Below are 20,882 nucleotides of genomic sequence, written 5' to 3'. Positions count from 1 at the left end.
CCGGCCGCCGTCGGCGCACGACCGGCGGACGGCTCCCGCGCCAACGGCGGCGCGGTCGGATCAGTCGCGCTCGGCGCGCTCGACGACGTTGGTCAGCAGCATCGCCCGGGTCATCGGGCCGACGCCGCCGGGCATCGGCACCAGTGCGCCGGCGACCTCGGCCACCTCGGGATCCACGTCGCCGGTGTAGCGGCCCTTGCCGTCCGGGCCGATCACCCGGGTGATGCCGACGTCCACCACGGTGGCGCCCGGCGTGATCATGTCCGCGGTGAGCAGCCCCGGCACGCCGGCGGCGACGATGACGATGTCCGCCGCCCGGGTGTGCGCGGCGAGGTCCAGGGTGCCGGTGTGGCAGAGGGTCACCGTGGCGTTCTCGCTGCGCCGGGTGAGCAGCAGACCGAGCGGCCGGCCCACCGTGTTGCCCCGGCCGACCAGCGCGACCTTGGCGCCGCGCAGCGCCACGTCGTGCCGGCGGAGCAGCTCGACGATGCCGCGCGGGGTGCAGGGCAGCGGGCCGTCGTAGCCGAGCACGAGCCGGCCCAGGTTGACCGGGTGCAGGCCGTCGGCGTCCTTGTCCGGGTCGATCATCTCCAGCGCGCGCTGAGTGTCCAGGTGGGCCGGGAGCGGCAGCTGGACGATGTACCCGTGGCAGGCGGGGTCGGCGTTCAGCTCGGCGAGCACCTCGTCGACCTGGGACTGGGTGGCGTCGGCGGGCAGCTCCCGCCGGATCGAGGCGATGCCCACCTCGGCGCAGTCGCGGTGCTTGCCGTTGACGTACGCCTGGGAGCCGGGGTCGGCGCCGACCAGGACGGTGCCCAGCCCGGGGGTGATGCCGCGCTCCGCGAGCGCTTTGACCCGCACCCGCAGCTCGTCCTTGATCTCCGCCGCGGTCGCCTTGCCGTCCAGGATCGTCGCCGTCACGCCCTGATCGTCTCACGCGGGCCGGCCGACGGGCCGACGACGGCAAACGGTGACGATCCGTAACGTGTGTTTAGTCACTCACAGTGACGGCGTGTGGACCGCACCACATGATGGAATGGACAGGCGATCATGAAACACCCCAGAGCAGACGACCGTGACGCAACCTCGCGCCAGTTCCGAGACGGCGCGACAGGCGCGGCCGGACAATCGAAACGACGACTCTGGGCAGGCATTCTGCATCTCCTCCATAGCAGAGACGCGAGACGCCGACAAGGCCGGACCCCCCACTTCGTTACCCCTTCGCAACGCTCTCGTTGTCGAAGCCGCCTTCGACGACCTACCGTTGCCGATTGTTGCGCAGCGTCACCCAGCGTCGGGCCTGACTGCGCAGCGTGAGGAGATGAGGAGACTCAATGCGAGTTCGTAGGCTTGCTGCCTGGACCGCCCTCCCGCTCGCGGTGACCCTGGGCCTCGCGGCCTGCGGCAGCGGCGGAGGCAGCGGATCCGGCAGCAGCGACCCCAACGCGGCCGTCAGTATCCAGATCAGCGAGCCGCAGCACCTGGTTCCGTCGAACACCACCGAGACATCGGGTTCCCAGGTGCTCGCCGGCCTGTTCAGCCCGCTCGTCGACTACGACGCGAAGAACCAGCCGTACGAGGTGGCGGCCCAGTCGGTGACGTCGTCGGACAACAAGGTCTGGACGATCAAGCTGAAGGACGGCTTCACCTTCCACAACGGTGAGAAGGTCACGTCCGAGGACTACATCAACGCGTGGAACTACGGCGCGTACGCTCCCAACGGCCAGGGCGGCAGCTACTTCTTCGAGAAGATCGCCGGCTACCAGGACCTGCAGGGCGAGAAGCCGAAGGCCAAGACGATGTCCGGGCTGAAGAAGGTCGACGACCTCACCTTCACCGTGACGCTGTCCGAGCCGTACATCGACTTCAAGACGATGCTCGGCTACACCGCCTTCTACCCGCTGCCCGAGGCCGCGTTCTCCGCCCCGGGCGTGCTGAAGGACTCGTACGAGCAGGCGCCGATCGGTCAGGGCCCGTTCAAGATGAAGGGCACCTGGCAGCACGACGCCAAGATCGACGTCGAGCGGTACGACGCGTACCCGGGCGAGAAGCCCAAGGTCAAGGGCGTCGAGTTCCGGGTCTACCAGCAGCTCACCGCGGCCTACGCGGACGTGCAGGCGGACAACCTGGACGTCCTCCCGACGATCCCGACCGAGAACCTGAGCACCGCGCCGACCGACCTCGGTGACCGGTACCAGACCAGCCCGATGTCGTCGTTCCAGTTCCTCGCGTTCCCGACGTTCGACAAGGACTACAGCAACCCGGACGTGCGCAAGGCCATCTCGATGGCGATCGACCGGGACGAGATCACCAAGTCGATCTTCAAGGGTTCGCAGCAGCCGGCCCGTTCGTTCGTCTCGCCGGTGCTGCCGGGCTACCGGGACAACACCGCGGGCGCTGCCGGGGAGTTCAACCCGGCCGAGGCCAAGAAGCTGTACCAGGCCGCGGGCGGCCCCTCCAAGATCACGATCTCCTACAACGGCGACGGTGGCCACAAGGACTGGGTCGACGCCACCTGCAACCAGCTCAAGGCCAACCTGGGCGTGGACTGCGTGGGCTCCGCCGAGCCGAAGTTCGCCGACCTGCTGACCAAGGTCGAGAAGAAGCAGCCGGTGGGTCTGTTCCGGATGGGCTGGGTGATGGACTACCCGTCGATGGAGGACTACCTCGGCCCGCTGTACAGCACCAACGGCTCGTCGAACTACTACGGCTACAGCAACCCGGAGTTCGACAAGCTGGTCAAGGAGGGTTCGGCCGCCAAGACGCAGGACGAGGCGATCGCCAAGTACCAGCAGGCGGAGGACATCCTGGCCAAGGACATGCCGGTGATCCCGCTCCGCTTCGGCGAGAACGTGTTCGGCCACTCGTCCAAGGTCAAGAACGTCGAGATGGACCTGTTCCAGCGGGTCAACCTCGTCAAGATCGAAGCGGCCAGCTGAGCTGACCATGGTGCGGGCCACCCGGGCGACGACGCCCGGGTGGCCCGAACCGCGCTACCCGGCCCTGGCGGCACGCCCGGCGTCGGTGGCGGCGCCGGCCTCCCCCGGGCCGGACGGCATGCGCTTCGGACATTTCCGGTACGACCAGAGATGCCGTCCTGCGACCCTTTCGCATTTTTCCGGAGAGACTGCTAAGCATGTTCCGCTACATCTTGCGGCGCCTACTGCAGATGGTCCTCGCGTTCTTCGGGACCACCCTGATCGTCTACGCGCTGATGTTCGCCGGCCAGGGCGACCCCATCCAGGCCCTCGCGGGCGAACGACCGGTGACGGCGGCCCAGCGGGCATACCTGACCGAGAAGTACCACCTGGACGCCACCGGCGTCGGCGGCTTCTTCTACCGCTACTTCGACTACGTCAAGAGCCTGCTCCAGGGTGACCTCGGCCAGTCGCTGACCGGCCGCCAGATCGGCGACATCCTTCAGGCGGCCTGGCCGATCACCGTGCAGCTCGCGCTCATCGCGCTCGCCGTGGCGATCATCTTCGGGGTCACCGCCGGAGTCGTCGCCGGCATCCGCCGGGCCAGCATCTTCGACAACTCGACGCTGGTGCTGACCCTGCTCGTGCTGGGCATCCCGACCATCGTGCTGGCGCCGCTCGCGCAGTACTTCCTGGGCGTCAAGTGGCAGCTCTTCCCGCCCACCGCCGGCGCCGAGCCGACGTTCTACGCGCTGCTGCTGCCGGGCATCGTGCTCGGCTCGCTGTCGCTGGCCACCGCGCTGCGGCTGACCCGTACCTCGGTGGCGGAGAACCTGCGTGCCGACTACGTCCGGACCGCCCGATCCAAGGGCCTGGTCAAGCGGCGCATCGTCAGCGTCCACGTGCTGCGCAACTCGCTCATCCCGGTGGTCACCTTCCTCGGTGTCGAGCTGGGCAACCTGATGAGCGGCGCGATCATCACCGAGGGCGTCTTCAACATCCCCGGTGTGGGCTTCAACCTCTTCCGCGGCATCCGCACCGAGGACGGGCCACTGGTGGTGGGCATCGTCAGCGTGCTCGTCGTGGTCTACCTGGTCTCGAACCTGGTGGTGGACGTCCTGTACGCCGTACTCGACCCGAGGATCCGCTATGAGTGATTTTGAGACGGTGGCGGCGACCGAGAATCAGGCCGCCCGCCGGGGCCCCTCCGGCGAGCCGGGCGCGCCCAACCAGGTCGGCGCGCCGCACAAGCCGCGCAGCCTGGCCGGCGACGCCTGGCGCGACCTGCGGCGCAACCCGATCTTCTGGATCTCGCTGGCACTGGTGGTCATCTTCACCCTGATGGCCGTGATCCCCGGCGTGTTCACCACGAACGACCCGCGCGACTGTCTGCTCTCCCGGCAGCACGCCGGGCCGTCCGGCGGGGCCATCTTCGGGTACGACTTCCAGGGCTGCGACACGTACTCCCGCGCGGTCTACGGCACCCGTGCCTCACTGCTGGTCGGCGCGCTCGCCGCGCTGGGCACCGGGGTGATCGCGCTGGTGGTCGGCATGGTGGCCGGCTACTTCGGCCGCTGGATCGACGCGGTGCTGTCCCGCGTGATCGACGTGGTGCTCGGCATCCCGCTGCTGCTGGCCGCGATCGTGCTGCTCAAGCGGGTCGGCAACGCCAGCCCGACGGTCCGGATCACCGCGGTGATCTTCGTGCTGGCCATCCTCGGCTGGACCACGGCCGCCCGGGTGGTGCGCTCCTCGGTCATCACCGCGAAGGAGCAGGACTACGTCGCGGCGGCCCGGATGCTCGGCGCCGGCCACGGCCGGATCATGTGGCGGCACATCCTGCCGAACTCGCTGGCCCCGGCCATCGTGGTGCTGACCATCGCGCTCGGCTCGTTCATCGCCGCCGAGGCGACGCTCTCCTTCCTGGGCATCGGTCTCAAGGCGCCGACGATCTCGTGGGGCCAGGACATCGACACCGGCCGGATCCACATGCGGGAGTCGGCGACGCCGCTGATCGTCCCGTCGACCTTCCTCGCGCTGACCGTGCTGGCGTTCATCATGCTCGGCGACGCGATCCGTGACGCCTTCGACCCGAAGCTGCGGTGAGTTCATGACTCAATCTGCCGTCCACCCCACGCCGGCCTCCCCGACCCCGCCCGGCGGTCACCTGCTCGAGGTACGCGACCTGCACGTCGAGTTCCGCACCCACGAGGGCGTGGCCCGGGTGATCAACGGGGTCTCGTACCACCTGGACGCCGGCGAGACGCTGGCCGTGCTCGGCGAGTCCGGCTCCGGCAAGTCGGTGACCGCCCAGGCGATCATGGGCATCCTGGACACTCCCCCGGCGCACATCCGCTCCGGCCGGATCCTCTACCAGGGCCGGGACCTGCTGACCCAGCCGGAGGAGCAGCGCCGGCAGGTGCGCGGCAAGGAGATCGCGATGATCTTCCAGGACGCGCTCTCCGCGCTGAACCCGGTCTTCCCGGTCGGCTGGCAGATCGGCGAGACGCTGCGCCACCGCGAGGGGATGTCCCGGGCCGCCGCCCGCCGGCGGGCCGTCGAGCTGATGGACCTGGTGAAGATCCCGGCCGCGGCGCGGCGGATCGGCGACTACCCGCACCAGTTCTCCGGCGGCATGCGGCAGCGCGTCATGATCGCGATGGCGCTGGCGCTGGACCCCAAGGTGCTGATCGCCGACGAGCCGACCACGGCGCTCGACGTCACCGTGCAGGCCCAGATCATGGACCTGCTGGCCGACCTGCGCCGCGACCTCAACATGGCGATGATCCTGATCACCCACGACCTCGGCGTGGTCGCCGGCGTCGCGGACCGGATCGCGGTCATGTACGCCGGCCGGATCGTCGAGCACGCCGACGTCCGCTCGCTGTACCGGTCGCCGGCCCACCCGTACACCAAGGGGCTGCTGGAGTCGATCCCGCGGATGGACGTCCGGGGTCAGGCGCTCTCCACCATCAAGGGGCTGCCGCCGAACCTGATGCGGATCCCCTCCGGCTGCCCGTTCCACCCCCGGTGCCCGTACGCGCAGCAGGTCTGCGTGGACGTGGTGCCGCACGACCTGGTCCTCGGCGACGGCCGGACCAGCGCGTGCCACTTCGCGCAGGAGGTCCGTGATGACAGCGCCCGCTAGCCCGACGAAGGTCCGCGGCGAGACGATCCTCTCCGTCGACAACGTGGTCAAGCACTTCCCGATCAGCCAGGGGGTGCTGTTCAAGAAGCAGACCGGGGCGGTCAAGGCCGTCGACGGGGTGAGCTTCGAGCTGCGCCGGGGCGAGACGCTCGGCATCGTCGGCGAGTCCGGCTGCGGCAAGTCGACCCTCGCCCGGCTGCTGATGCGGCTGGAGACGCCGACCGCCGGCCGGGCCACCCTGGAGGGGAAGGACCTGTTCAAGGCCTCCGGGTCGGAGCTGCGCCGGCTGCGCCGCAACATGCAGATGGTGATGCAGGACCCGTACACCTCGCTGAACCCCCGGATGACGGTCGGCGACATCATCGGCGAGCCGTTCGAGATCCACCCGGACGCCGCGCCGAAGGGCAGCAAGCAGAAGCGGGTCCAGGAGCTGCTGGACGTGGTCGGGCTCAACCCCGAGCACATCAACCGGTACCCGCACCAGTTCTCCGGCGGCCAGCGGCAGCGCATCGGCATCGCCCGGGCGCTGGCGCTGCGGCCCGAGATCATCGTCTGCGACGAGCCGGTCTCGGCCCTGGACGTGTCGATCCAGGCCCAGGTGATCAACCTGCTGGAGCAGCTCCAGGACGAGTTCGGGCTGTCGTACATCTTCATCGCGCACGACCTGTCGGTGGTCCGGCACATCTCCGACCGGGTCGCGGTGATGTACCTCGGCAGGATCGTGGAGATCGGCACCGAGGAAGAGATCTACGAGCGGGCCACCCACCCGTACACCCAGGCGCTGCTCTCGGCGGTGCCGGTGCCCGACCCGGACGCCCGCGACGACCGGACCATCATCCGGCTCACCGGCGACGTGCCGAGCCCCGCCGACCCGCCGAGCGGTTGCCACTTCCGCACCCGCTGCTGGAAGGCCCAGGACATCTGCGCCACCCAGGATCCGCACACGGTCCTCCGCGCCGCCGACCCGCACCCCTCCGCCTGCCACTTCGCCGAGCTCCGCCCCACCACCCCCTGACCCCTTCCCGGGCCCAGGTCCGGACGCCACGCTCACGTTGATCATGAAGTTGTTGTCCCGACACGCCGATCCGGCGGACAACAACTTCATGATCGAGGCAGGTCCGGGGTTGACCCGCGGGGGAGACTCGGGAGGTGAGGATTCGTCGATGGGTCGTCGTGGTGACGGTGGTGGGGTTGCTGGGCGGGTGTGACGGCGCGCCGGCGCCGGGCGGGGCGAGCCGGACCGGGTCGACCGATGCCACCGACACCGGCCCCGCGTCGGGTAGCGCTGCCCCGGCGCCGAGTTGCCCGGCCGACAACCGGTACGGCGAGGTGATGGCCGCGGGCGGCGAGGTCGCCGGGACGCCGGGGGTGTTCTGGGCGCTGCTCTTCCTGCAAGGGGCCCGGCTGCCCGCCGGCGGACCGGTCAAGATCGCGTTGCGGGTGACCGGGTCCGGTGAGCTGACGCTGACCGCCGTCGGGCCCGGCGGCGTCACCGTCGAGCCCGAGTCGTTCGACTCCCACGACGGCAGCACCTGGGTCCGGCCCGGGGACGAGTGGGGCTCCTACTGGGTCTTCCCCACCGCCGGATGCTGGACCCTCCGGGCCGAGCGCACCGACGGCACCCGGGGCGCCCTCACCCTCCGCGCCGGCTGAGCCGGCCGCCCGACCCCGACCGCCACCGCACCGCAGCACACCGACGGTGCAGGCCCCGTCCCCGGAGGAAGGGGACGGGGCCTGCCGTTGTCCGGCCGGCGGTCCAGCCCGGATCGAGAACCGGGCCGGACCGCCGACGGCTCAGAGCTGGGCCAGGTCGAACGCCCAGATGCCGCGGCCGTGGGTGGCCACGTAGAGCGAGTTGTCCACCGCGTTGTACTCGACGTCCATGCCGACGGTCAGCGGCAGGCCGGAGCCGAGCCGCTGCCAGTCGGTCGCGCCGGGCGCGCGGTAGAAGGTGGCCAGGTCGGTGGCCAGCACCAACGCGCCGTTGGACAGCTCCTTGACCGAGCTGGCCGGCACGTCCGGCAGGTTCGCCGAGACGTCCTTCCAGGTCGCACCCGCGTCGGTCGTCTCGTAGACGTGGCCGACGCCGGCGCCGGGGCCCTCGGTGAACCGCCGGGAGAACCCGTTGATCGCGAGGTAGGCGTGCGCCGGGTTGGCCGCGTCCACGCCGGCGCCCTGCACGAACCGGTTCGGGAAGTCCGCCGGCAGGGTCAGCTGGTGCCAGCTCGCCGGGTCGTTCACCTTGCCGACCGCGACGCCCCGGGTGAACCCGGCGTTGTTGCACGGACCGCACCAACCGACGTACGCGGTGCCGCCGGAGACGCCCACCGAGGTGGCGGTGTGGCCGGCACCCAGGTCGAAGACGTTCGTCCAGCCCTTGCCGTTCTGGATCGAGTAGCCCTTGGTGTTGACCCAGACGTGCTGGCCACCGGCCACCCACACGTTCGCGTCCTTGGCGTCCGGGGAGAACGGCGCGATGAACCGGGCCGGCTCGTCGCCCGGCCCCGACGTGTACGGCTGGACGTCCCGCGAGGTGGAGGTTTCCGCCGTGCCCGGGCCAGGGTTGGCGTTGCAGTTCTCGGTCACCCGCATGGCCAGGTTGGTGTACTCCTGGACCTGCCGGCAGCCGTTCGCCGGGTCGGCCAGCGAGTCGCCGCCGTCACCGCCGAAGTTCGAGCCCATCACGGTGTCGCCGGCCCGCAGCACGGAGGCGCCGTTGTCCTGGAGACCACCGGAGACCACGGTGCCGGCCTTCGCCGGGTCCTTGCCCACCGAGACCGAGTAGTACTGAAGGGCGTCGATGGTGCCGTCGTTCAGGCTCTGCCAGTCGGTGGCGTGACCGTCCTTGTCGGTCCGGCCGTTGATCGGCCGGCGGTAGATGCCGCCGTCGTTGCCGACGAAGACGAAGCCGTTGCCCACCGCGACCGAGTGCTGGTCGGAGTGGGTGGTCTTGTTGCACTTGTTCTGCGCGTCGTAGATGTTCCAGCAGGAGAATCCGAAGTTCCAGTACGGCCCGACGGTCTTCCAGTTGGCACCCGCGTCGGTCGACTCGTAGACCTCCTCCAGGCCCGCCCAGACGTGGTTGGGGTTGGCCGGGTCGACCGTGAGGAACTGGTTGTACCAGGCCTGGATGCCCGGGCCGTAGCCCTTGCCGATCACGGTCTGCTTGAGCGCGGAGCCGGAGTTGCCCAGCTTCGACGAGTCCGCGATCTTGTTCCAGGGGCCAGCCGGGGAGCCGGTGTTGGAGACGTAGATGCCGTCCAGGTAGCTGTTGACGTTGCCGGCCGGCTTGTTGAGCAGCTTCGGCGACTGGTTGATCGCGTACAGCTTGCCGCCGTCGGCGGAGAAGGCGAACGTCACGTAGCCGATGTCGTCGGCCGGCATGGCGCCGCCCGGGTTGACCTTGGTCCAGCCGCCGGCCGTGTAGTCGGCGGTCTCGTAGAAGCCGTTGTACGTGTCGCCGGAGCGCCACGCCGAGGCGACCACGACGTGCTTCGGATTGCGCGGGTCGTCGGCGACGTCGTTGACGATGTTCTTGTACGCCGCGTTGGCCGTGCCGGCGTCCGCCCCGCCCGGCAGGTAGCTCGGGTTGGGCGCCCACTCGAACTTCCACGCCCCGGCGGTGCCGCTCATCGAGTGCGACCAGAGGCCCCGGTTGGTGGCGGCCCAGACCTTGCCGTCGAAGAACCGGAGCTTGTTGATGACCGTGCTCTCCAGTTCGGCCCCGCCGACCCGGTCGGTGGTGCTGAACCGGCCGGTCTTCGGGTCGGCCAGCCGGTAGACGCCGGCGCCGACGTACGAGGTCGCGCCGGTGTTCGCCTCGCCGGTGGCGTACCAGAGCGAGCCGTCGGCGGCCAGCACCACGTCGCCGCTGGACAGGGTGGGCAGCTGGTCCGCGATCGGCGTCCAGCTCCCGCCGCCGATCGAGGACCGCCACACGCCGCCGTCGGCGCCGGCCGCGTAGACGTGTCCGCTGTTGTCCGCCGCGAGGCCGGTGATCCGACCGGTCACCAGGCCCGCGCCGCCGGAGGAGTTGGAGGCGTAGTCGCGGTAGCGGGGGTCGTCACCGTCGTACTTGATCTTGGTGACCTCGCGCCAGTTGCCCTTCGTGGCCGCCAGCCCGTTGAGCTGGCTCAGCGCGTTGGAGTACGCGCCCGGCGCGACGATGCCCGGCGCGGACCGGGCCTGGGCGAACTGCTCGGCGATGACCCGGGCCTCGAAGGCCTCCTCGCCGGCCTCTTCCGAGTTCTCCCCGGCCGCCATCTCGGCGAACTCCCGGGGGTGCCAGGGCAGGTTGGCGCCGGGCTCCTGGGCCAGGCCCAGGGCTTCGAGCACCTCGTGGTTGGTGGCCGCGACGCCACCGAGCGCGGCGGTCAGCACCAGCGCACCCGCGATTGTCGCCGGCTTGCGCCAGCGGAATTTCGACATGTGAATCCTCCAGGATTCAGGGAGTTCCGGGCAGGGTGGCCCGGGAGTGGAACCCACGGCGGCGGATGGCGCGGCCATGGTCTTTGACGAGCGGACGAGCATCGTCCGAATTCGACCCTCGTCGCGAGCGGGCGTCCACATCGAGGGGTGCGCCACCCCCGCGCCCGGCCCGGCACGACCGGGGACCGGAGAGGGTCAGGCGGCGGCGGGTGGCGCCCGGGTGGGCAGGGTGCCCCGGGGCGACAGCGGAACCGCCGGCGGCCGGTAGCGGACCGCGGCGAGGACGCCGGGCGTCGTGCCGTCGACCCGCGCGGGCGCGCCGGGGAGGAGATCGTCCGGCCCGTCGGTCTGGCCCAGGCCGGCGCGGTGGTCACCGCAGGGCCCGCCGGCACCCCGCACCCGCGGCGCCGGCGGGGTGCCGGGGTGCGCGGGACGCTCCCCGACGACCCGGGGGTCGCCGGACGGCGCGGCGGGGAGCTGCGACGTGGAGACCGGGGCAGCGACGGGCCGTACGTCCGGAGGATGGACGTGCGGCGCGTCGTGGACGGCCGACCGGTGCGCGGCGGTGACCACCGCGCCGAGCCGACGGGTCTCCGCGCAGGCGGGGGCGCCCAGGCCGGCCAGCATGAACGCCAGCGCGACGACGACGGCGCTCAACCGGTCGCACACGCGCATGGGCCAACCTGCCAGAACGAGGGGCACCGCTCGGGCGGGCGGCCGGAGACCGCGGGCGGGAGACGGGCTGCGAGGAGGGGGAGGGGTCGATCGCTTGCTGCCGGGATCACGCTAGCAACAACAATTGAGGGCCGGCAACGGGTCGTCGGTCGAAATTCTCGCTGCTCAGCGTGCCGTCGGGCGGCGCGCTCCGGAGTGGAGGCTCAACGCGGAGCGGGGCGCGGCCGACCGGCCGCGCCCCGCTTGCTGACGACGGATCAGTGGAAGAAGTGCCGGGTGCCGGTGAGGTACATGGTCACGCCGGCCTCCTTGCAGGCCGCGATGACCTCCTCGTCGCGGATCGAGCCGCCGGGCTGGACGATCGCCCGGACGCCCGCCTCGATCAGGATCTTCGGCCCGTCCGCGAACGGGAAGAACGCGTCCGAGGCGCAGACCGACCCGGAGGCCCGGTCCGCCCCGGCCCGGTTGACCGCGAGCTGCGCCGAGTCGACCCGGTTCACCTGGCCCATGCCCACGCCGACCGTCGCGCCGTCGCGAGCCAGCAGGATGGCGTTGCTCTTCACCGCGCGGACCGCGCGCCAGGCGAAGGCGAGGTCCCGCAGGGTCGCGTCGTCGGCCGCCTCGCCGGTGGCCAGCCGCCAGTTCGCCGGGTCGTCGCCCTCGGCGTCGATCCGGTCCCGCAGCTGCACCAGCACCCCGCCGGTGACCTGCCGCCACTCCGCCGGCAGCGGGTTGAACTCCGGGGCCTGGAGCAGCCGGATGTTCTTCCTGCCCTGGAGGATCTCCACCGCGCCCTCGTCGAACCCGGGCGCCACCAGCACCTCGGTGAAGATCTCGGCGACCTGGCGGGCCAGCTCCACGGTCACCGGGCGGTTCACCGCGATCACGCCGCCGTAGGCCGACACCGGGTCGCAGGCGTGCGCCCTGCGGTGCGCCTCGGCGACGTCGGCGCCGACCGCGATGCCACACGGATTGGCGTGCTTGATGATCGCCACCGCCGGCTGCTCGGCGAAGTCGTTCGCGGCCCGCCAGGCGGCGTCCGCGTCGACGTAGTTGTTGTAGGACATCTCCTTGCCGTGCAGCTGCTCGGCCTGGGCCAGGCCGGCCGGGCTGGCCGGGTCGGTGTAGAGGGCCGCGGCCTGGTGCGGGTTCTCGCCGTACCGCAGGACCGCCTGCCGGCTCAGCGTCAACCCGGCGAACTCCGGCCACCAGTCGCCCGCCGGCGCCAGCTCCTGCGCGCACCACTCGGCGACCGCCACGTCGTACTCGGCGATGACCGCGAAAGCGCGGGCGGCGAGCGCCTTGCGCTGCGCCAGCGTGAAGCCGCCGTCGCCGAGGGCGGCCAGCAGCGCGGGGTACGCGGCCGGGTCGGTCACCACCGCGACCGAGGCGTGGTTCTTGGCGGCGGCCCGGACCATCGCCGGCCCGCCGATGTCGATCTGCTCGACGCACTCGTCCTGCGACGCGCCGGAGGCAACCGTGGCCTGGAACGGGTAGAGGTTCGAGACCAGCAGGTCGATCCCGGCGATGCCGTGCTCGTCGAGCTGGGCCGCGTGCGAGTCCTTGCGCAGGTCGGCGAGGAGGCCGCCGTGGATCTTCGGGTGCAGCGTCTTCACCCGGCCGTCGAGAATCTCCGGGAAGCCGGTCACCTGCTCCACCGGGGTCACCGGCACGCCCGCGCCGGCGATCGTCGACGCGGTGCTGCCGGTCGAGACGAGCTCCACCCCGGCGTCGTGCAGGGCCCGGGCCAACTCGACCAGGCCGGTCTTGTCGTAGACGCTGACCAGCGCCCGCCGGATCGGACGGCGCTCGTCCTGAGTGGAACTCACGGCACGGTGACCTTTCTTCCGGTGATCGTCCAACCTTCACGGACCAGCCGGCCGACCTGCCCGACGAGCTGTCGCCGCTCGGCTTCCTTGATGCGCTCGGTGAGCGTCTCCTCGTCGTCGTCGTCCAGCACCGGCACGGCAACCTGGGCGACGATCGGGCCGGTGTCCATCCCGGCGTCGACGAAGAAGAGGGTGGCCCCGGTGACCTTCACGCCGTAGGCGAGGGCGTCCCGGGGACCGTGGATGCCGGGGAACGCCGGCAGCAGGGTGTTGTGCGTGTTGAGGTAGCGGTCGCCGAACGCGGCCAGGAAGTGCGGGCCGACGAGCTTCAGGAAGCCGGCGCTGATGACCAGGTCGGGCCGGTGCTCCGCGACGTGGGCGGTCAGCGCCTTGTCCCAGTCCTCCCGGGTCGGGTGGTCCTTCACCCGGTCGACGAAGGTCGGCACCCCGGCGGCGGCCGCCCGGTCCAGGCCCGCGATCCCGTCCCGGTCGGCGCCCACGGCGACCACCTGGGCGCCGTACGCGGGGTCGGCGGCGGCGTCCAGCAGCGCTTGGAGGTTGCTGCCGGAGCCGGAGACGAGGACGACGAGGCGGGCGACGGACGCGGGCTCGGTCACGCGGCAACCCTATCGGGCAGGTCGAGGCGTCCAGCGCTCGGGCAGCGCCGCTTCGGGTGATCACCTGACTGGCCCGGACACGATACGCTGCCGGTCGCTCGGTGCCCGGCGTACGCCCGGCCCCGCACCCGTCAGTGAACCGGCACCCGGCCGTGCCGATGGACCGAGGAGTACCCCCGCCATGCAGCCTGGTTACCCGCAGCAGCAGCCGCCGCAGATCGACAACAACATGACGATGTCGATCGTTTCCATCTTCCTGTTCTGGCCCCTGGCCATCCCGGCCATCATCAACGCCTCCAAGGTGAACCCGCTGCTCCAGCAGGGTGACTTCGCGGGCGCCCAGGCCGCGGCCGCCGAGTCCAAGAAGTGGTCGAAGTGGGCCCTCATCGTCGGCCTGGTCTGGATCGGCCTGATCGTCGTGTGCTGCCTGCTGGGTGGTCTTGCCGGGATCATGGGTGGCAGCACCTCGAACTAACCGACCGCCGACCCCCAGCCTGAGGAGCACCCAGTAATGCAGCCCGGTCACCCCGGTCAGGACCCGTACGGCCAGCAGCCGCCGCAGGACCCGACCACCCCGCAGTACCAGGACCCGTACGCCCAGCCGCCGCAGTACGGGCAGCAGCCGCCGCAGCCGCCGCAGTACGGGCAGCAGCCGCCGGCCGGTCAGCCCTACGGCCAGCCGCAGGACCCGTACGCCGCGCCGCAGGCGCCGCAGTACGGCCAGCAGCCGACCTCCGGCCAGCCCTACGGCCAGCCGACCTCGGGCCAGCCCTACGGCCAGCAGCCGTACCAGGACCCGTACGGGCAGCAGCCGCCCTACGGCGCCGCGCCGACGTACCCGAACGCCGGCTTCCCGTCGCCGCAGGGGCAGAACAACACCCTCGGCCTGATCGGCATGATCGTCGGCATCGCGTCCATCGTGCTCGGCCTCTGCTGCGGCGGGCTCGGCATCCCGTTCGGCATCGCCGGCGTGGTGCTGGGCGTGCTGGGCCAGAAGAAGGCCCAGCAGGGCGAGGCGAGCAACGCCGGTCAGGCCAAGGCCGGCCTGATCTGCGGTGGGGTGGGCATCGTGCTCGGCCTCGTCGTCGCGATCGCCGGCTCCATGATCAACTGGGGCAGCTTCACCTGATCCGGCTCGTCGAGGGGCGTCCGGCGCGGCTGGGCGCCCCTCGCCGTGTCCGCCCCACCCTCTCCCCGACCGGCGTCGAGCACGATGGGCGGCACCCTTCCTGGCGAAAACTTCCCGGTCAGCGAGGGCCGGCCGGCGGGCGGGGGGCGCTGACGTCGGTGCGGGCCGGGGTGGCGGGGCGGGCCAGCAGCTTGGTGCCGGCGGCGCCGAGCAGCGCGCCGGCCGCGACGACCAGGGTGGCCACCCCGGCCACCTGCCAGGACACCGGACCGATCTCGGCCAACCGGCCACCACCGAGCGGCCCGCCGGAGGCGGCGGCCGCCGCGCCGAGCACCAGGCCGGCGACCGGTCCGGCGAGCGCCGCCGGGGCGAGCAGCGGTCCCCAGCCGACGACCGCCCGGTCTCCCGCGGCCAGCCGCAGCAGCCGCCGGGCGAGCAGCCAACCGGCGGCCATCCCGGCCAGCACCGGCACCGCGAGCAGTCCCGCGCCGAGCCCGTCGACCGGCCCGCGCGGCAGCCCGGCCAGCAGCGGTACGGCCGGCAGCGCGCCGACGGAGACCTCGCTGGTCCGCACCGCCGTGTCGGTGCCGACGGCGAACCCGGGGCCGAGCAGGTAGGCGGCCGACCAGACGGTGGCGTTCGGCGCGTACGCGAGGCTGACCAGGGTGATGCCCGCCTGACCGGCCACCCCGGTCCGGTACGCCCCGATCATGTCGGCGGCGTCCCCGCCCCCGGTCGCCACCGACAGGCCGGCCGCCCCGGCACCCGCGCCGAGCAGCAGCAGCCCGGCGACCAGCCCGGTCCGCACCCCGTCCCGCAACGGCGGCGGTGAACGCCGGGCCAGCAGCACCGACACGCCCGTGGTGCGCAGCGCGCCGACCAGCGCCGACAGCGCACCGAAGACCGCGAAGGTGACCGCCGCCCGGACCGGGGACACCTGCGGTCCGCCCGCGCCGACGACGATCGCGGCGAGGGCGCCGAGCAGCGCGTACCCGACGCCGACCGCGACCGCGACGGTGAGCGCCTGGCCCGGCGAGCGACCGGCGCGGGTGCCGATGGCCCGGCTGACGTGCACCCCGGCTCGGCTCAGCCGCCAGACCGCCAACGCGGCCAGCGCCAGCGGCGCCAGGCCCAGCGGGCCGGCGGGTGTCTCCAGCGGCACCCCGTGGCCGAGCAGCCAGCCGGCCAGGCCGGTGCGCAGCGCGCCCGGCAGCGAGCCGGCGTCCTCGCTGAGCTGGGCCAGGCCGAGCACCACGGTGACCGGCAGCCAGGACGTGAGCGCCGCCCAGCCGGCCGCCACGGCGGCGGCGACGGGCAGCGGCGCCCGGCCGCGCGGCGACTCTCCCGACCGGGGCGCGGGCACCCGGGACGCCGGCCGGGCGCGGCCGGGCGGCCGGGTCTCGGCGGCGACTCCGGCGGCGGGACGGCGGGGCTGGTCAGGGGTGACGGGTGACATCGGCTCTACTCTGGCATGCCGCACGAGCGGTGGCAGTCCGATACCGCCCCCGGCGGTCGGCGAGTTCCGTGATCCACCGGCTCACCGGCCCCGATCCGGTTTAGCCTCGGCCCAGGACGCGACCTTTCCTGTCGCGGCACCGACCGCTCGGAGGAAGCCGTGAACGCTCCGTATCCGCCGCCGCCACCACCCCCGGCCGCCGGTCGGGACCGCACCACCCTCTGGGGCGTACTGGGCATCGTCCTCGGCCTGATCTGCTGCGGCGTCCTCGGCATCGTCTTCGGCTGGCTGTCGATCCGGGACGCCAAGCGGTTCGGCAAGTCCCCGGTGCTCGGGTACCTGGCCATCGCGTTCGGCGTGATCAACATCATCGGCAGCGCGATCTGGCGGGCCAGCGGCCGGGACCTGTACTGGTACAGGTGAGGGGGCCGACCGTTGCCGGTCGACCCCCTCATCACAGCACGGCGGCTCAGCCGGCGGACATGATCTCCCGCATCAGCTTGGCGGTCTCGGTCGGGGTCTTGCCGACCTTCACGCCGACGGCCTCCAGGGCCTCCTTCTTCGCCTCGGCGGTGCCCGCCGAGCCGGAGATGATCGCGCCGGCGTGACCCATGGTCTTGCCGGGCGGCGCGGTGAAACCGGCGATGTAGCCGACCACCGGCTTGGTGACGTTGGCCTTGATGAACTCGGCGGCCCGCTCCTCGGCGTCGCCACCGATCTCACCGATCATCACGATGGCGTCGGTGTCCGGGTCGGCCTCGAAGGCGGCCAGGGCGTCGATGTGGGTGGTCCCGATGATCGGGTCACCGCCGATGCCGACGCAGGTCGAGAAGCCGATGTCGCGCAGCTCGTACATCATCTGGTAGGTCAGCGTGCCGCTCTTGCTGACCAGGCCGATCCGGCCGGTGCCGGTGATGTCGGCCGGGATGATGCCGGCGTTGGAGGCGCCCGGCGAGGCGATACCCGGGCAGTTCGGCCCGATGATCCGGGTCCGCTCCCCCTTGGCCACGTTGTACGCCCAGAAGGCGGCGGTGTCGTGCACCGGGACGCCCTCGGTGATCACCACGGCCAGGTCGATGCCGGCGTCGATCGCCTCGACGACCGCGCCCTTGGTGAACTGCGGCGGCACGAAGATGACCGTGACGTCGGCCCCGGTCTCCTTCATCGCGTCCGCGACGGACGCGAAGACCGGCAGCTCGGTGCCGTCGAAGTCGACCGTCTGGCCCGCCTTGCGCGGGTTGACGCCGCCGACCACGTTGGTGCCGGCGGCGAGCATCCGCCGGGTGTGCTTGGAACCCTCGGAACCGGTCATCCCCTGCACGATGACCTTGGAGTCCTTGGTCAGCCAGATAGCCATGATCAGACCCCCGCAGCTGCCAGCTCGGCGGCCCGCTCGGCCGCGCCGTCCATGGTGTCCACCCGCTGCACGAGCGGGTTGTTGGCGCCGTCGAGGATCGCCCGACCGGCCTCCGCGTTGTTGCCGTCGAGGCGGACGACGAGCGGCTTGGTGACCTTCTCGCCCCGCTGCTCCAGCAGCCCCAGCGCCTGGATGATGCCGTTGGCGACCTCGTCGCAGGCGGTGATGCCGCCGAAGACGTTCACGAAGACGCTCTTCACCGACGGGTCGGACAGCACGATCTCCAGGCCGTTCGCCATCACCGCGGCGCTCGCGCCACCGCCGATGTCGAGGAAGTTCGCCGGCTTGACGCCGCCGTGCCGCTCACCGGCGTACGCGACCACGTCGAGGGTGGACATGACCAGGCCCGCGCCGTTGCCGATGATGCCGACCTCGCCGTCGAGCTTGACGTAGTTGAGGTCCCTCTCCTTGGCGGCCTGCTCCAGCGGGTCCACCGACGCCTGGTCGACCAGGGCCTCGTGGTCCGGGTGCCGGAACGCGGCGTTCTCGTCCAGGGTGATCTTGGCGTCGAGCAGCAGCAGCTTGCCGTCGGCGTTCTTCGCCAGCGGGTTCACCTCGACCAGCGTGGCGTCCTCGGCGACGAACGCCTGCCACAGCTTGACCGCGATGTCGACGACCTGGTCGGCGACCTCGGCCGGGAAAGCGGCGGCGGTCACGATCTCACGGGCCTTCGCCTCGTCGACGCCGGTGTTGGCGTCGATCGGGGCCTTGACCACCTTGTCCGGGGTCTCGGCGGCGACCTGCTCGATGTCCATGCCGCCGGCGACGCTGGCGATGCAGAGGAAGGTGCGGTTCGCCCGGTCGAGCAGGTACGAGAAGTAGTACTCCTCGGCCACGTCCGCGGTCACGGTGATCATGACCTTGTGGACCGTGTGACCCTTGATGTCCATGCCGAGGATGTCGGTGGCGCGGGCCACCGTCTCCTCCGCGCCCTCGGCCAGCTTCACGCCGCCGGCCTTGCCTCGGCCGCCGACCTTCACCTGCGCCTTGACGACCACCCGACCGCCGAGGCGTTCGGCGATCGCGCGGGCCTCCTCCGGGGTAGTGGCGACGCCGCCGGCGAGCACGGGCAACCCGTGCCGCTCGAACAGGTCCCGCCCCTGGTACTCGTACAGGTCCACGATTGCGCGTCCCGTCCCGTCTCCGCGGCGCGCCGTCGCGCCGCCACCAGCGTTGGAAAATCAGTTTGACGCCTGTCATCAGATGAGACAGGTCATTTGCCGCAGCCTAACGAGATGGGAACCGGGGGCAACCGAGCGGGTGCGGGGTGTGCGGTAATGCACAACCGCCGGCCCGGCCGGTCACGCCACCCGGCAGCGGCCGGCCGACCAACGGACCACCGCGGCCATGATCTCCTGCTCCGACCGGTCGGCGTACGCGACGGTAGCGGTGAAACCGGTGCCGAAGAATGCCTGTTGCATTCCCGCGTCGAGGGCGGTGAAGGCCCCCAGGTCACCGCCGGCCCGCGGGTCGCGCGCCCGCACGCAGAGCATCTTCTCCAGCCCCCAGCGCCGCCGGTAGATCTGGTCGATCGCCTCCCACGGCAGCCAGATCGCCTGCCCCCGGGTCGGCCGGGTCTTGATCCAGAGCCCGTCCGGACCCACCGCCAGCACCGGTCCACCGGACGACACCAGCCAGAGCTGGAGACCGACCACCAGGGCGAAGAAGAACATGATCAGCGGTACGGCGAGCAGGATCCCCGCGCCGCCGTTCGCGCCCGACGCGGCCAGCCCCAGCGGGCAGGCCACCACCAGCCCGATCAGCAGGGTCAGACCGCCCAGGGCCAGTGCCCGCTTGCGCAGGCTCGGCCGCGCGACGAAGGGCTGGTCCTCCGGGATCCGCTTCGCCCGTCGCGCCGCGGGCGGCTGCCAGGGCGGCGGCAACTGCGCCGGCCCGCCCGCCGGCGGCCACCCACCACCGGCGTACGCCTGCGGCGGCCCCGCCCACCCGCCAGCCGGCCCGCCCGGATACCCCTGCCGTGGCGGCCCCGACCAGCCCGGCCCCGCCGGCTGCCCCTGGTGCGGCCCCGACCAGCCCGGCCCGGTCGGCTGCCCGGACTGCGGTCCCGACCAGGCTGGTCCGGCTGCCGGCTGGGGCGGCGGCGGCGCGGGCCACTGCGCGCCCGACCCGCCCGGGTACCCCTGCTGCGGCACCGGCCAGGTCGGACCCGCGGGCGGCGGCGCGGACCAGTTCCCGCCCACCCCGCCCGGCTGCCCCTGCCGGGGCCGGCCATTGGCTGGTGGGGCCGGCGGCCGCCCGTCGGCGGGGTCCGGCTGCGGGTGCGGCGGCTGGGTCACGGCGGGCTCCCGGCGGGATCGTCGACCGCGGAACGCGGTACGCGGAGCCACAGGGTACGACCAGCACCGAGGCGGGCAGGGCCCCGGCGGACGCGGCCCGTGACCCGGGGCCGGCCCGGCCGGCCCATCAGGATGGACGAGCCGTTCAGCCGTCCGGGGGATGTTGCGGAAGATGCGTAACCCCGCTGTGAGGGCATCGTTGAGTCTGATGTCGGAGCGCTGATCAGCGCGACGGCGGGAGACGGCCGATGCCCTGTCGGTCGAGGGGTGGCGGCGGGGCATCGTGCATAGAAGGGCCGGGCGTGTGAGGGGTGCGTCCGGCCCTTCCCCCTGCCCGCACTCCGGTCGGCCACGGTCCGAACCCGGTCCGCCCCCGCACGCGATGCGTCACCGCGGCCGGGTCCGCGTCGGTGCGGCCGCCGTCAGGCCGCGGTCAGGCGACCGGCTGGGCGACGTTCTGCCGGACCCACTCGACGATGGACTGGGTGGTGGCGCCCGGCGTGAAGATCTTGGCCACGCCCAGCCGCGCCAGCTCGGGGATGTCGGCGTCCGGGATGATGCCGCCCCCGAAGACCACGATGTCCCGGGCGTCCCGCTCGGCGAGCAGCTCCAGCACCCGCTTGAAGAGGGTCATGTGCGCCCCGGAGAGGACGGAGAGGCCGACCGCGTCGGCGTCCTCCTGGATGGCGGTCTCCACGATCTGCTCCGGCGTCTGGTGCAGGCCGGTGTAGATGACCTCCATGCCGGCGTCGCGCAGGGCACGCGCGACGACCTTCGCGCCCCGGTCGTGGCCGTCCAGGCCGGGCTTCGCGACGACGACCCGGATACGAGAGCTCATCAGCGCACACCTTTCACCGGCTCTGCGGCTATCACCTGAACGAACGGTAACCCGGCGGCCCGGGGGGCGGGAAGGCGGGCTGCACCCATAGCCTCCCACCCGGACCCCCCGGAAGCCGGACGCCTCCGCC

The 20,882-nt window shown here is 72.0% G+C and carries 19 protein-coding genes; 9 read left to right on the top strand and 10 right to left on the bottom strand.

The genetic code is table 11. The features are described from left to right. Positions 1–60 precede the first annotated feature (60 nt). The gene (locus OG799_RS33370) at positions 61–921 is read right to left on the bottom strand and encodes a bifunctional methylenetetrahydrofolate dehydrogenase/methenyltetrahydrofolate cyclohydrolase (RefSeq protein WP_406040973.1); all 861 of its coding nucleotides are present in this window, start codon (positions 919–921) and stop codon (positions 61–63) included. 413 nt (positions 922–1,334) lie between these two features. On the opposite strand from OG799_RS33370, the gene OG799_RS33365 reads away from it, so the two are divergent. The 6 genes from OG799_RS33365 to OG799_RS33340 all read left to right on the top strand — a co-directional run bounded on the left by OG799_RS33365 (position 1,335) and on the right by OG799_RS33340 (position 7,719). Continuing rightward, positions 1,335–2,939 carry an ABC transporter substrate-binding protein gene (locus OG799_RS33365; RefSeq protein WP_406040971.1) on the top strand — a complete coding sequence of 535 codons (1,605 nt, stop codon included), beginning with the start codon at positions 1,335–1,337 and terminating at the stop codon, positions 2,937–2,939. Between the two features lie 197 nt (positions 2,940–3,136). Continuing rightward, a complete protein-coding gene (locus tag OG799_RS33360; RefSeq protein WP_406040968.1) occupies positions 3,137–4,075 on the top strand; it encodes an ABC transporter permease in 939 nt (312 codons plus the stop codon). Then, on the top strand, positions 4,068–5,024 hold the full coding sequence (locus tag OG799_RS33355; RefSeq protein WP_406040966.1) for an ABC transporter permease: 957 nt from the start codon (positions 4,068–4,070) through the stop codon (positions 5,022–5,024). The genes OG799_RS33360 and OG799_RS33355 overlap by 8 nt, the downstream gene beginning before the upstream one ends. Before the next feature lie 4 nt (positions 5,025–5,028). Beyond that, on the top strand, positions 5,029–6,066 hold the full coding sequence (locus OG799_RS33350; protein ID WP_406040964.1) for an ABC transporter ATP-binding protein: 1,038 nt from the start codon (positions 5,029–5,031) through the stop codon (positions 6,064–6,066). Continuing rightward, positions 6,050–7,081, top strand: a complete 1,032-nt coding sequence (locus OG799_RS33345) for an ABC transporter ATP-binding protein (protein WP_406040962.1) — start codon at positions 6,050–6,052, stop codon at positions 7,079–7,081. The genes OG799_RS33350 and OG799_RS33345 overlap by 17 nt, the downstream gene beginning before the upstream one ends. Positions 7,082–7,215: 134 nt before the next feature. After that, a complete protein-coding gene (locus OG799_RS33340; RefSeq protein ID WP_406040960.1) occupies positions 7,216–7,719 on the top strand; it encodes a hypothetical protein in 504 nt (167 codons plus the stop codon). A gap of 141 nt (positions 7,720–7,860) precedes the next feature. On the opposite strand, the gene OG799_RS33335 is transcribed toward OG799_RS33340, so the two are convergent. The 4 genes from OG799_RS33335 to purN form a co-directional block, all read right to left on the bottom strand. After that, entirely contained in the window at positions 7,861–10,494 is a 2,634-nt protein-coding gene (locus tag OG799_RS33335) for a glycosyl hydrolase (protein WP_406040958.1), read from the bottom strand. A gap of 195 nt (positions 10,495–10,689) precedes the next feature. Beyond that, entirely contained in the window at positions 10,690–11,169 is a 480-nt protein-coding gene (locus tag OG799_RS33330; protein ID WP_406040956.1) for a hypothetical protein, read from the bottom strand. A gap of 257 nt (positions 11,170–11,426) precedes the next feature. Beyond that, positions 11,427–12,998 carry a bifunctional phosphoribosylaminoimidazolecarboxamide formyltransferase/IMP cyclohydrolase gene (gene purH / locus OG799_RS33325; protein ID WP_406040954.1) on the bottom strand — a complete coding sequence of 524 codons (1,572 nt, stop codon included), beginning with the start codon at positions 12,996–12,998 and terminating at the stop codon, positions 11,427–11,429. Further along, positions 12,995–13,615 (bottom strand): phosphoribosylglycinamide formyltransferase, encoded by a 621-nt coding sequence (gene purN, locus OG799_RS33320; RefSeq protein WP_406040952.1) that lies wholly within the window; start codon positions 13,613–13,615, stop codon positions 12,995–12,997. Before purN ends, purH begins: the two co-directional genes overlap by 4 nt. 181 nt (positions 13,616–13,796) lie before the next feature. On the opposite strand from purN, the gene OG799_RS33315 reads away from it, so the two are divergent. Together OG799_RS33315 and OG799_RS33310 are read left to right on the top strand one after the other, a co-directional pair. Further along, positions 13,797–14,090 (top strand): CD225/dispanin family protein, encoded by a 294-nt coding sequence (locus OG799_RS33315; RefSeq protein ID WP_406040950.1) that lies wholly within the window; start codon positions 13,797–13,799, stop codon positions 14,088–14,090. Between the two features lie 36 nt (positions 14,091–14,126). Continuing rightward, positions 14,127–14,744, top strand: coding sequence for a DUF4190 domain-containing protein (locus OG799_RS33310; protein WP_406040948.1), 618 nt, complete (start codon positions 14,127–14,129; stop codon positions 14,742–14,744). Positions 14,745–14,862: 118 nt separating this feature from the next. On the opposite strand, the gene OG799_RS33305 is transcribed toward OG799_RS33310, so the two are convergent. Continuing rightward, entirely contained in the window at positions 14,863–16,200 is a 1,338-nt protein-coding gene (locus OG799_RS33305) for a DUF6350 family protein (RefSeq protein ID WP_406040946.1), read from the bottom strand. Between the two features lie 159 nt (positions 16,201–16,359). On the opposite strand from OG799_RS33305, the gene OG799_RS33300 reads away from it, so the two are divergent. Continuing rightward, entirely contained in the window at positions 16,360–16,623 is a 264-nt protein-coding gene (locus OG799_RS33300) for a DUF4190 domain-containing protein (RefSeq protein ID WP_406040944.1), read from the top strand. A 46-nt stretch (positions 16,624–16,669) separates the two neighbouring features. Here OG799_RS33300 and sucD read toward each other — a convergent pair whose 3' ends face one another. From sucD to OG799_RS33280, 4 genes are all read right to left on the bottom strand, one after another. Next, positions 16,670–17,557: a succinate--CoA ligase subunit alpha gene (gene sucD / locus OG799_RS33295; protein ID WP_406040942.1), complete on the bottom strand. Its 888-nt coding sequence runs from the start codon at positions 17,555–17,557 to the stop codon at positions 16,670–16,672. 2 nt (positions 17,558–17,559) lie between these two features. Beyond that, positions 17,560–18,738: an ADP-forming succinate--CoA ligase subunit beta gene (gene sucC, locus OG799_RS33290; protein WP_406040940.1), complete on the bottom strand. Its 1,179-nt coding sequence runs from the start codon at positions 18,736–18,738 to the stop codon at positions 17,560–17,562. A gap of 180 nt (positions 18,739–18,918) precedes the next feature. Continuing rightward, positions 18,919–19,914, bottom strand: a complete 996-nt coding sequence (locus OG799_RS33285; RefSeq protein WP_406040938.1) for a hypothetical protein — start codon at positions 19,912–19,914, stop codon at positions 18,919–18,921. Between the two features lie 433 nt (positions 19,915–20,347). Continuing rightward, on the bottom strand, positions 20,348–20,752 hold the full coding sequence (locus OG799_RS33280) for a cobalamin B12-binding domain-containing protein (protein ID WP_406040936.1): 405 nt from the start codon (positions 20,750–20,752) through the stop codon (positions 20,348–20,350). Positions 20,753–20,882 lie beyond the last annotated feature (130 nt).

The sequence above is a fragment of the Micromonospora sp. NBC_00898 genome (genome assembly GCF_045207895.1).
In the GTDB taxonomy this organism is placed as follows: Bacteria; Actinomycetota; Actinomycetes; order Mycobacteriales; family Micromonosporaceae; genus Micromonospora.
The sequence above is the reverse complement of the archived record's forward strand: the minus strand, read 5'-3'. Positions and strand labels throughout refer to the sequence as shown.

Coding starts and splice junctions, on each gene's coding strand:
- OG799_RS33315 (WP_406040950.1), top strand. CDS start 13,797: ATGCAGCCTGGTTACCCGCAGCAGCAGCCGCCGCAGATCGACAACAAC.
- OG799_RS33330 (WP_406040956.1), bottom strand. CDS start 11,169: ATGCGCGTGTGCGACCGGTTGAGCGCCGTCGTCGTCGCGCTGGCGTTC.
- OG799_RS33305 (WP_406040946.1), bottom strand. CDS start 16,200: ATGTCACCCGTCACCCCTGACCAGCCCCGCCGTCCCGCCGCCGGAGTC.
- OG799_RS33360 (WP_406040968.1), top strand. CDS start 3,137: ATGTTCCGCTACATCTTGCGGCGCCTACTGCAGATGGTCCTCGCGTTC.
- OG799_RS33350 (WP_406040964.1), top strand. CDS start 5,029: ATGACTCAATCTGCCGTCCACCCCACGCCGGCCTCCCCGACCCCGCCC.
- OG799_RS33355 (WP_406040966.1), top strand. CDS start 4,068: ATGAGTGATTTTGAGACGGTGGCGGCGACCGAGAATCAGGCCGCCCGC.
- OG799_RS33310 (WP_406040948.1), top strand. CDS start 14,127: ATGCAGCCCGGTCACCCCGGTCAGGACCCGTACGGCCAGCAGCCGCCG.
- OG799_RS33280 (WP_406040936.1), bottom strand. CDS start 20,752: ATGAGCTCTCGTATCCGGGTCGTCGTCGCGAAGCCCGGCCTGGACGGC.
- OG799_RS33335 (WP_406040958.1), bottom strand. CDS start 10,494: ATGTCGAAATTCCGCTGGCGCAAGCCGGCGACAATCGCGGGTGCGCTG.
- OG799_RS33365 (WP_406040971.1), top strand. CDS start 1,335: ATGCGAGTTCGTAGGCTTGCTGCCTGGACCGCCCTCCCGCTCGCGGTG.
- sucD (WP_406040942.1), bottom strand. CDS start 17,557: ATGGCTATCTGGCTGACCAAGGACTCCAAGGTCATCGTGCAGGGGATG.
- OG799_RS33345 (WP_406040962.1), top strand. CDS start 6,050: ATGACAGCGCCCGCTAGCCCGACGAAGGTCCGCGGCGAGACGATCCTC.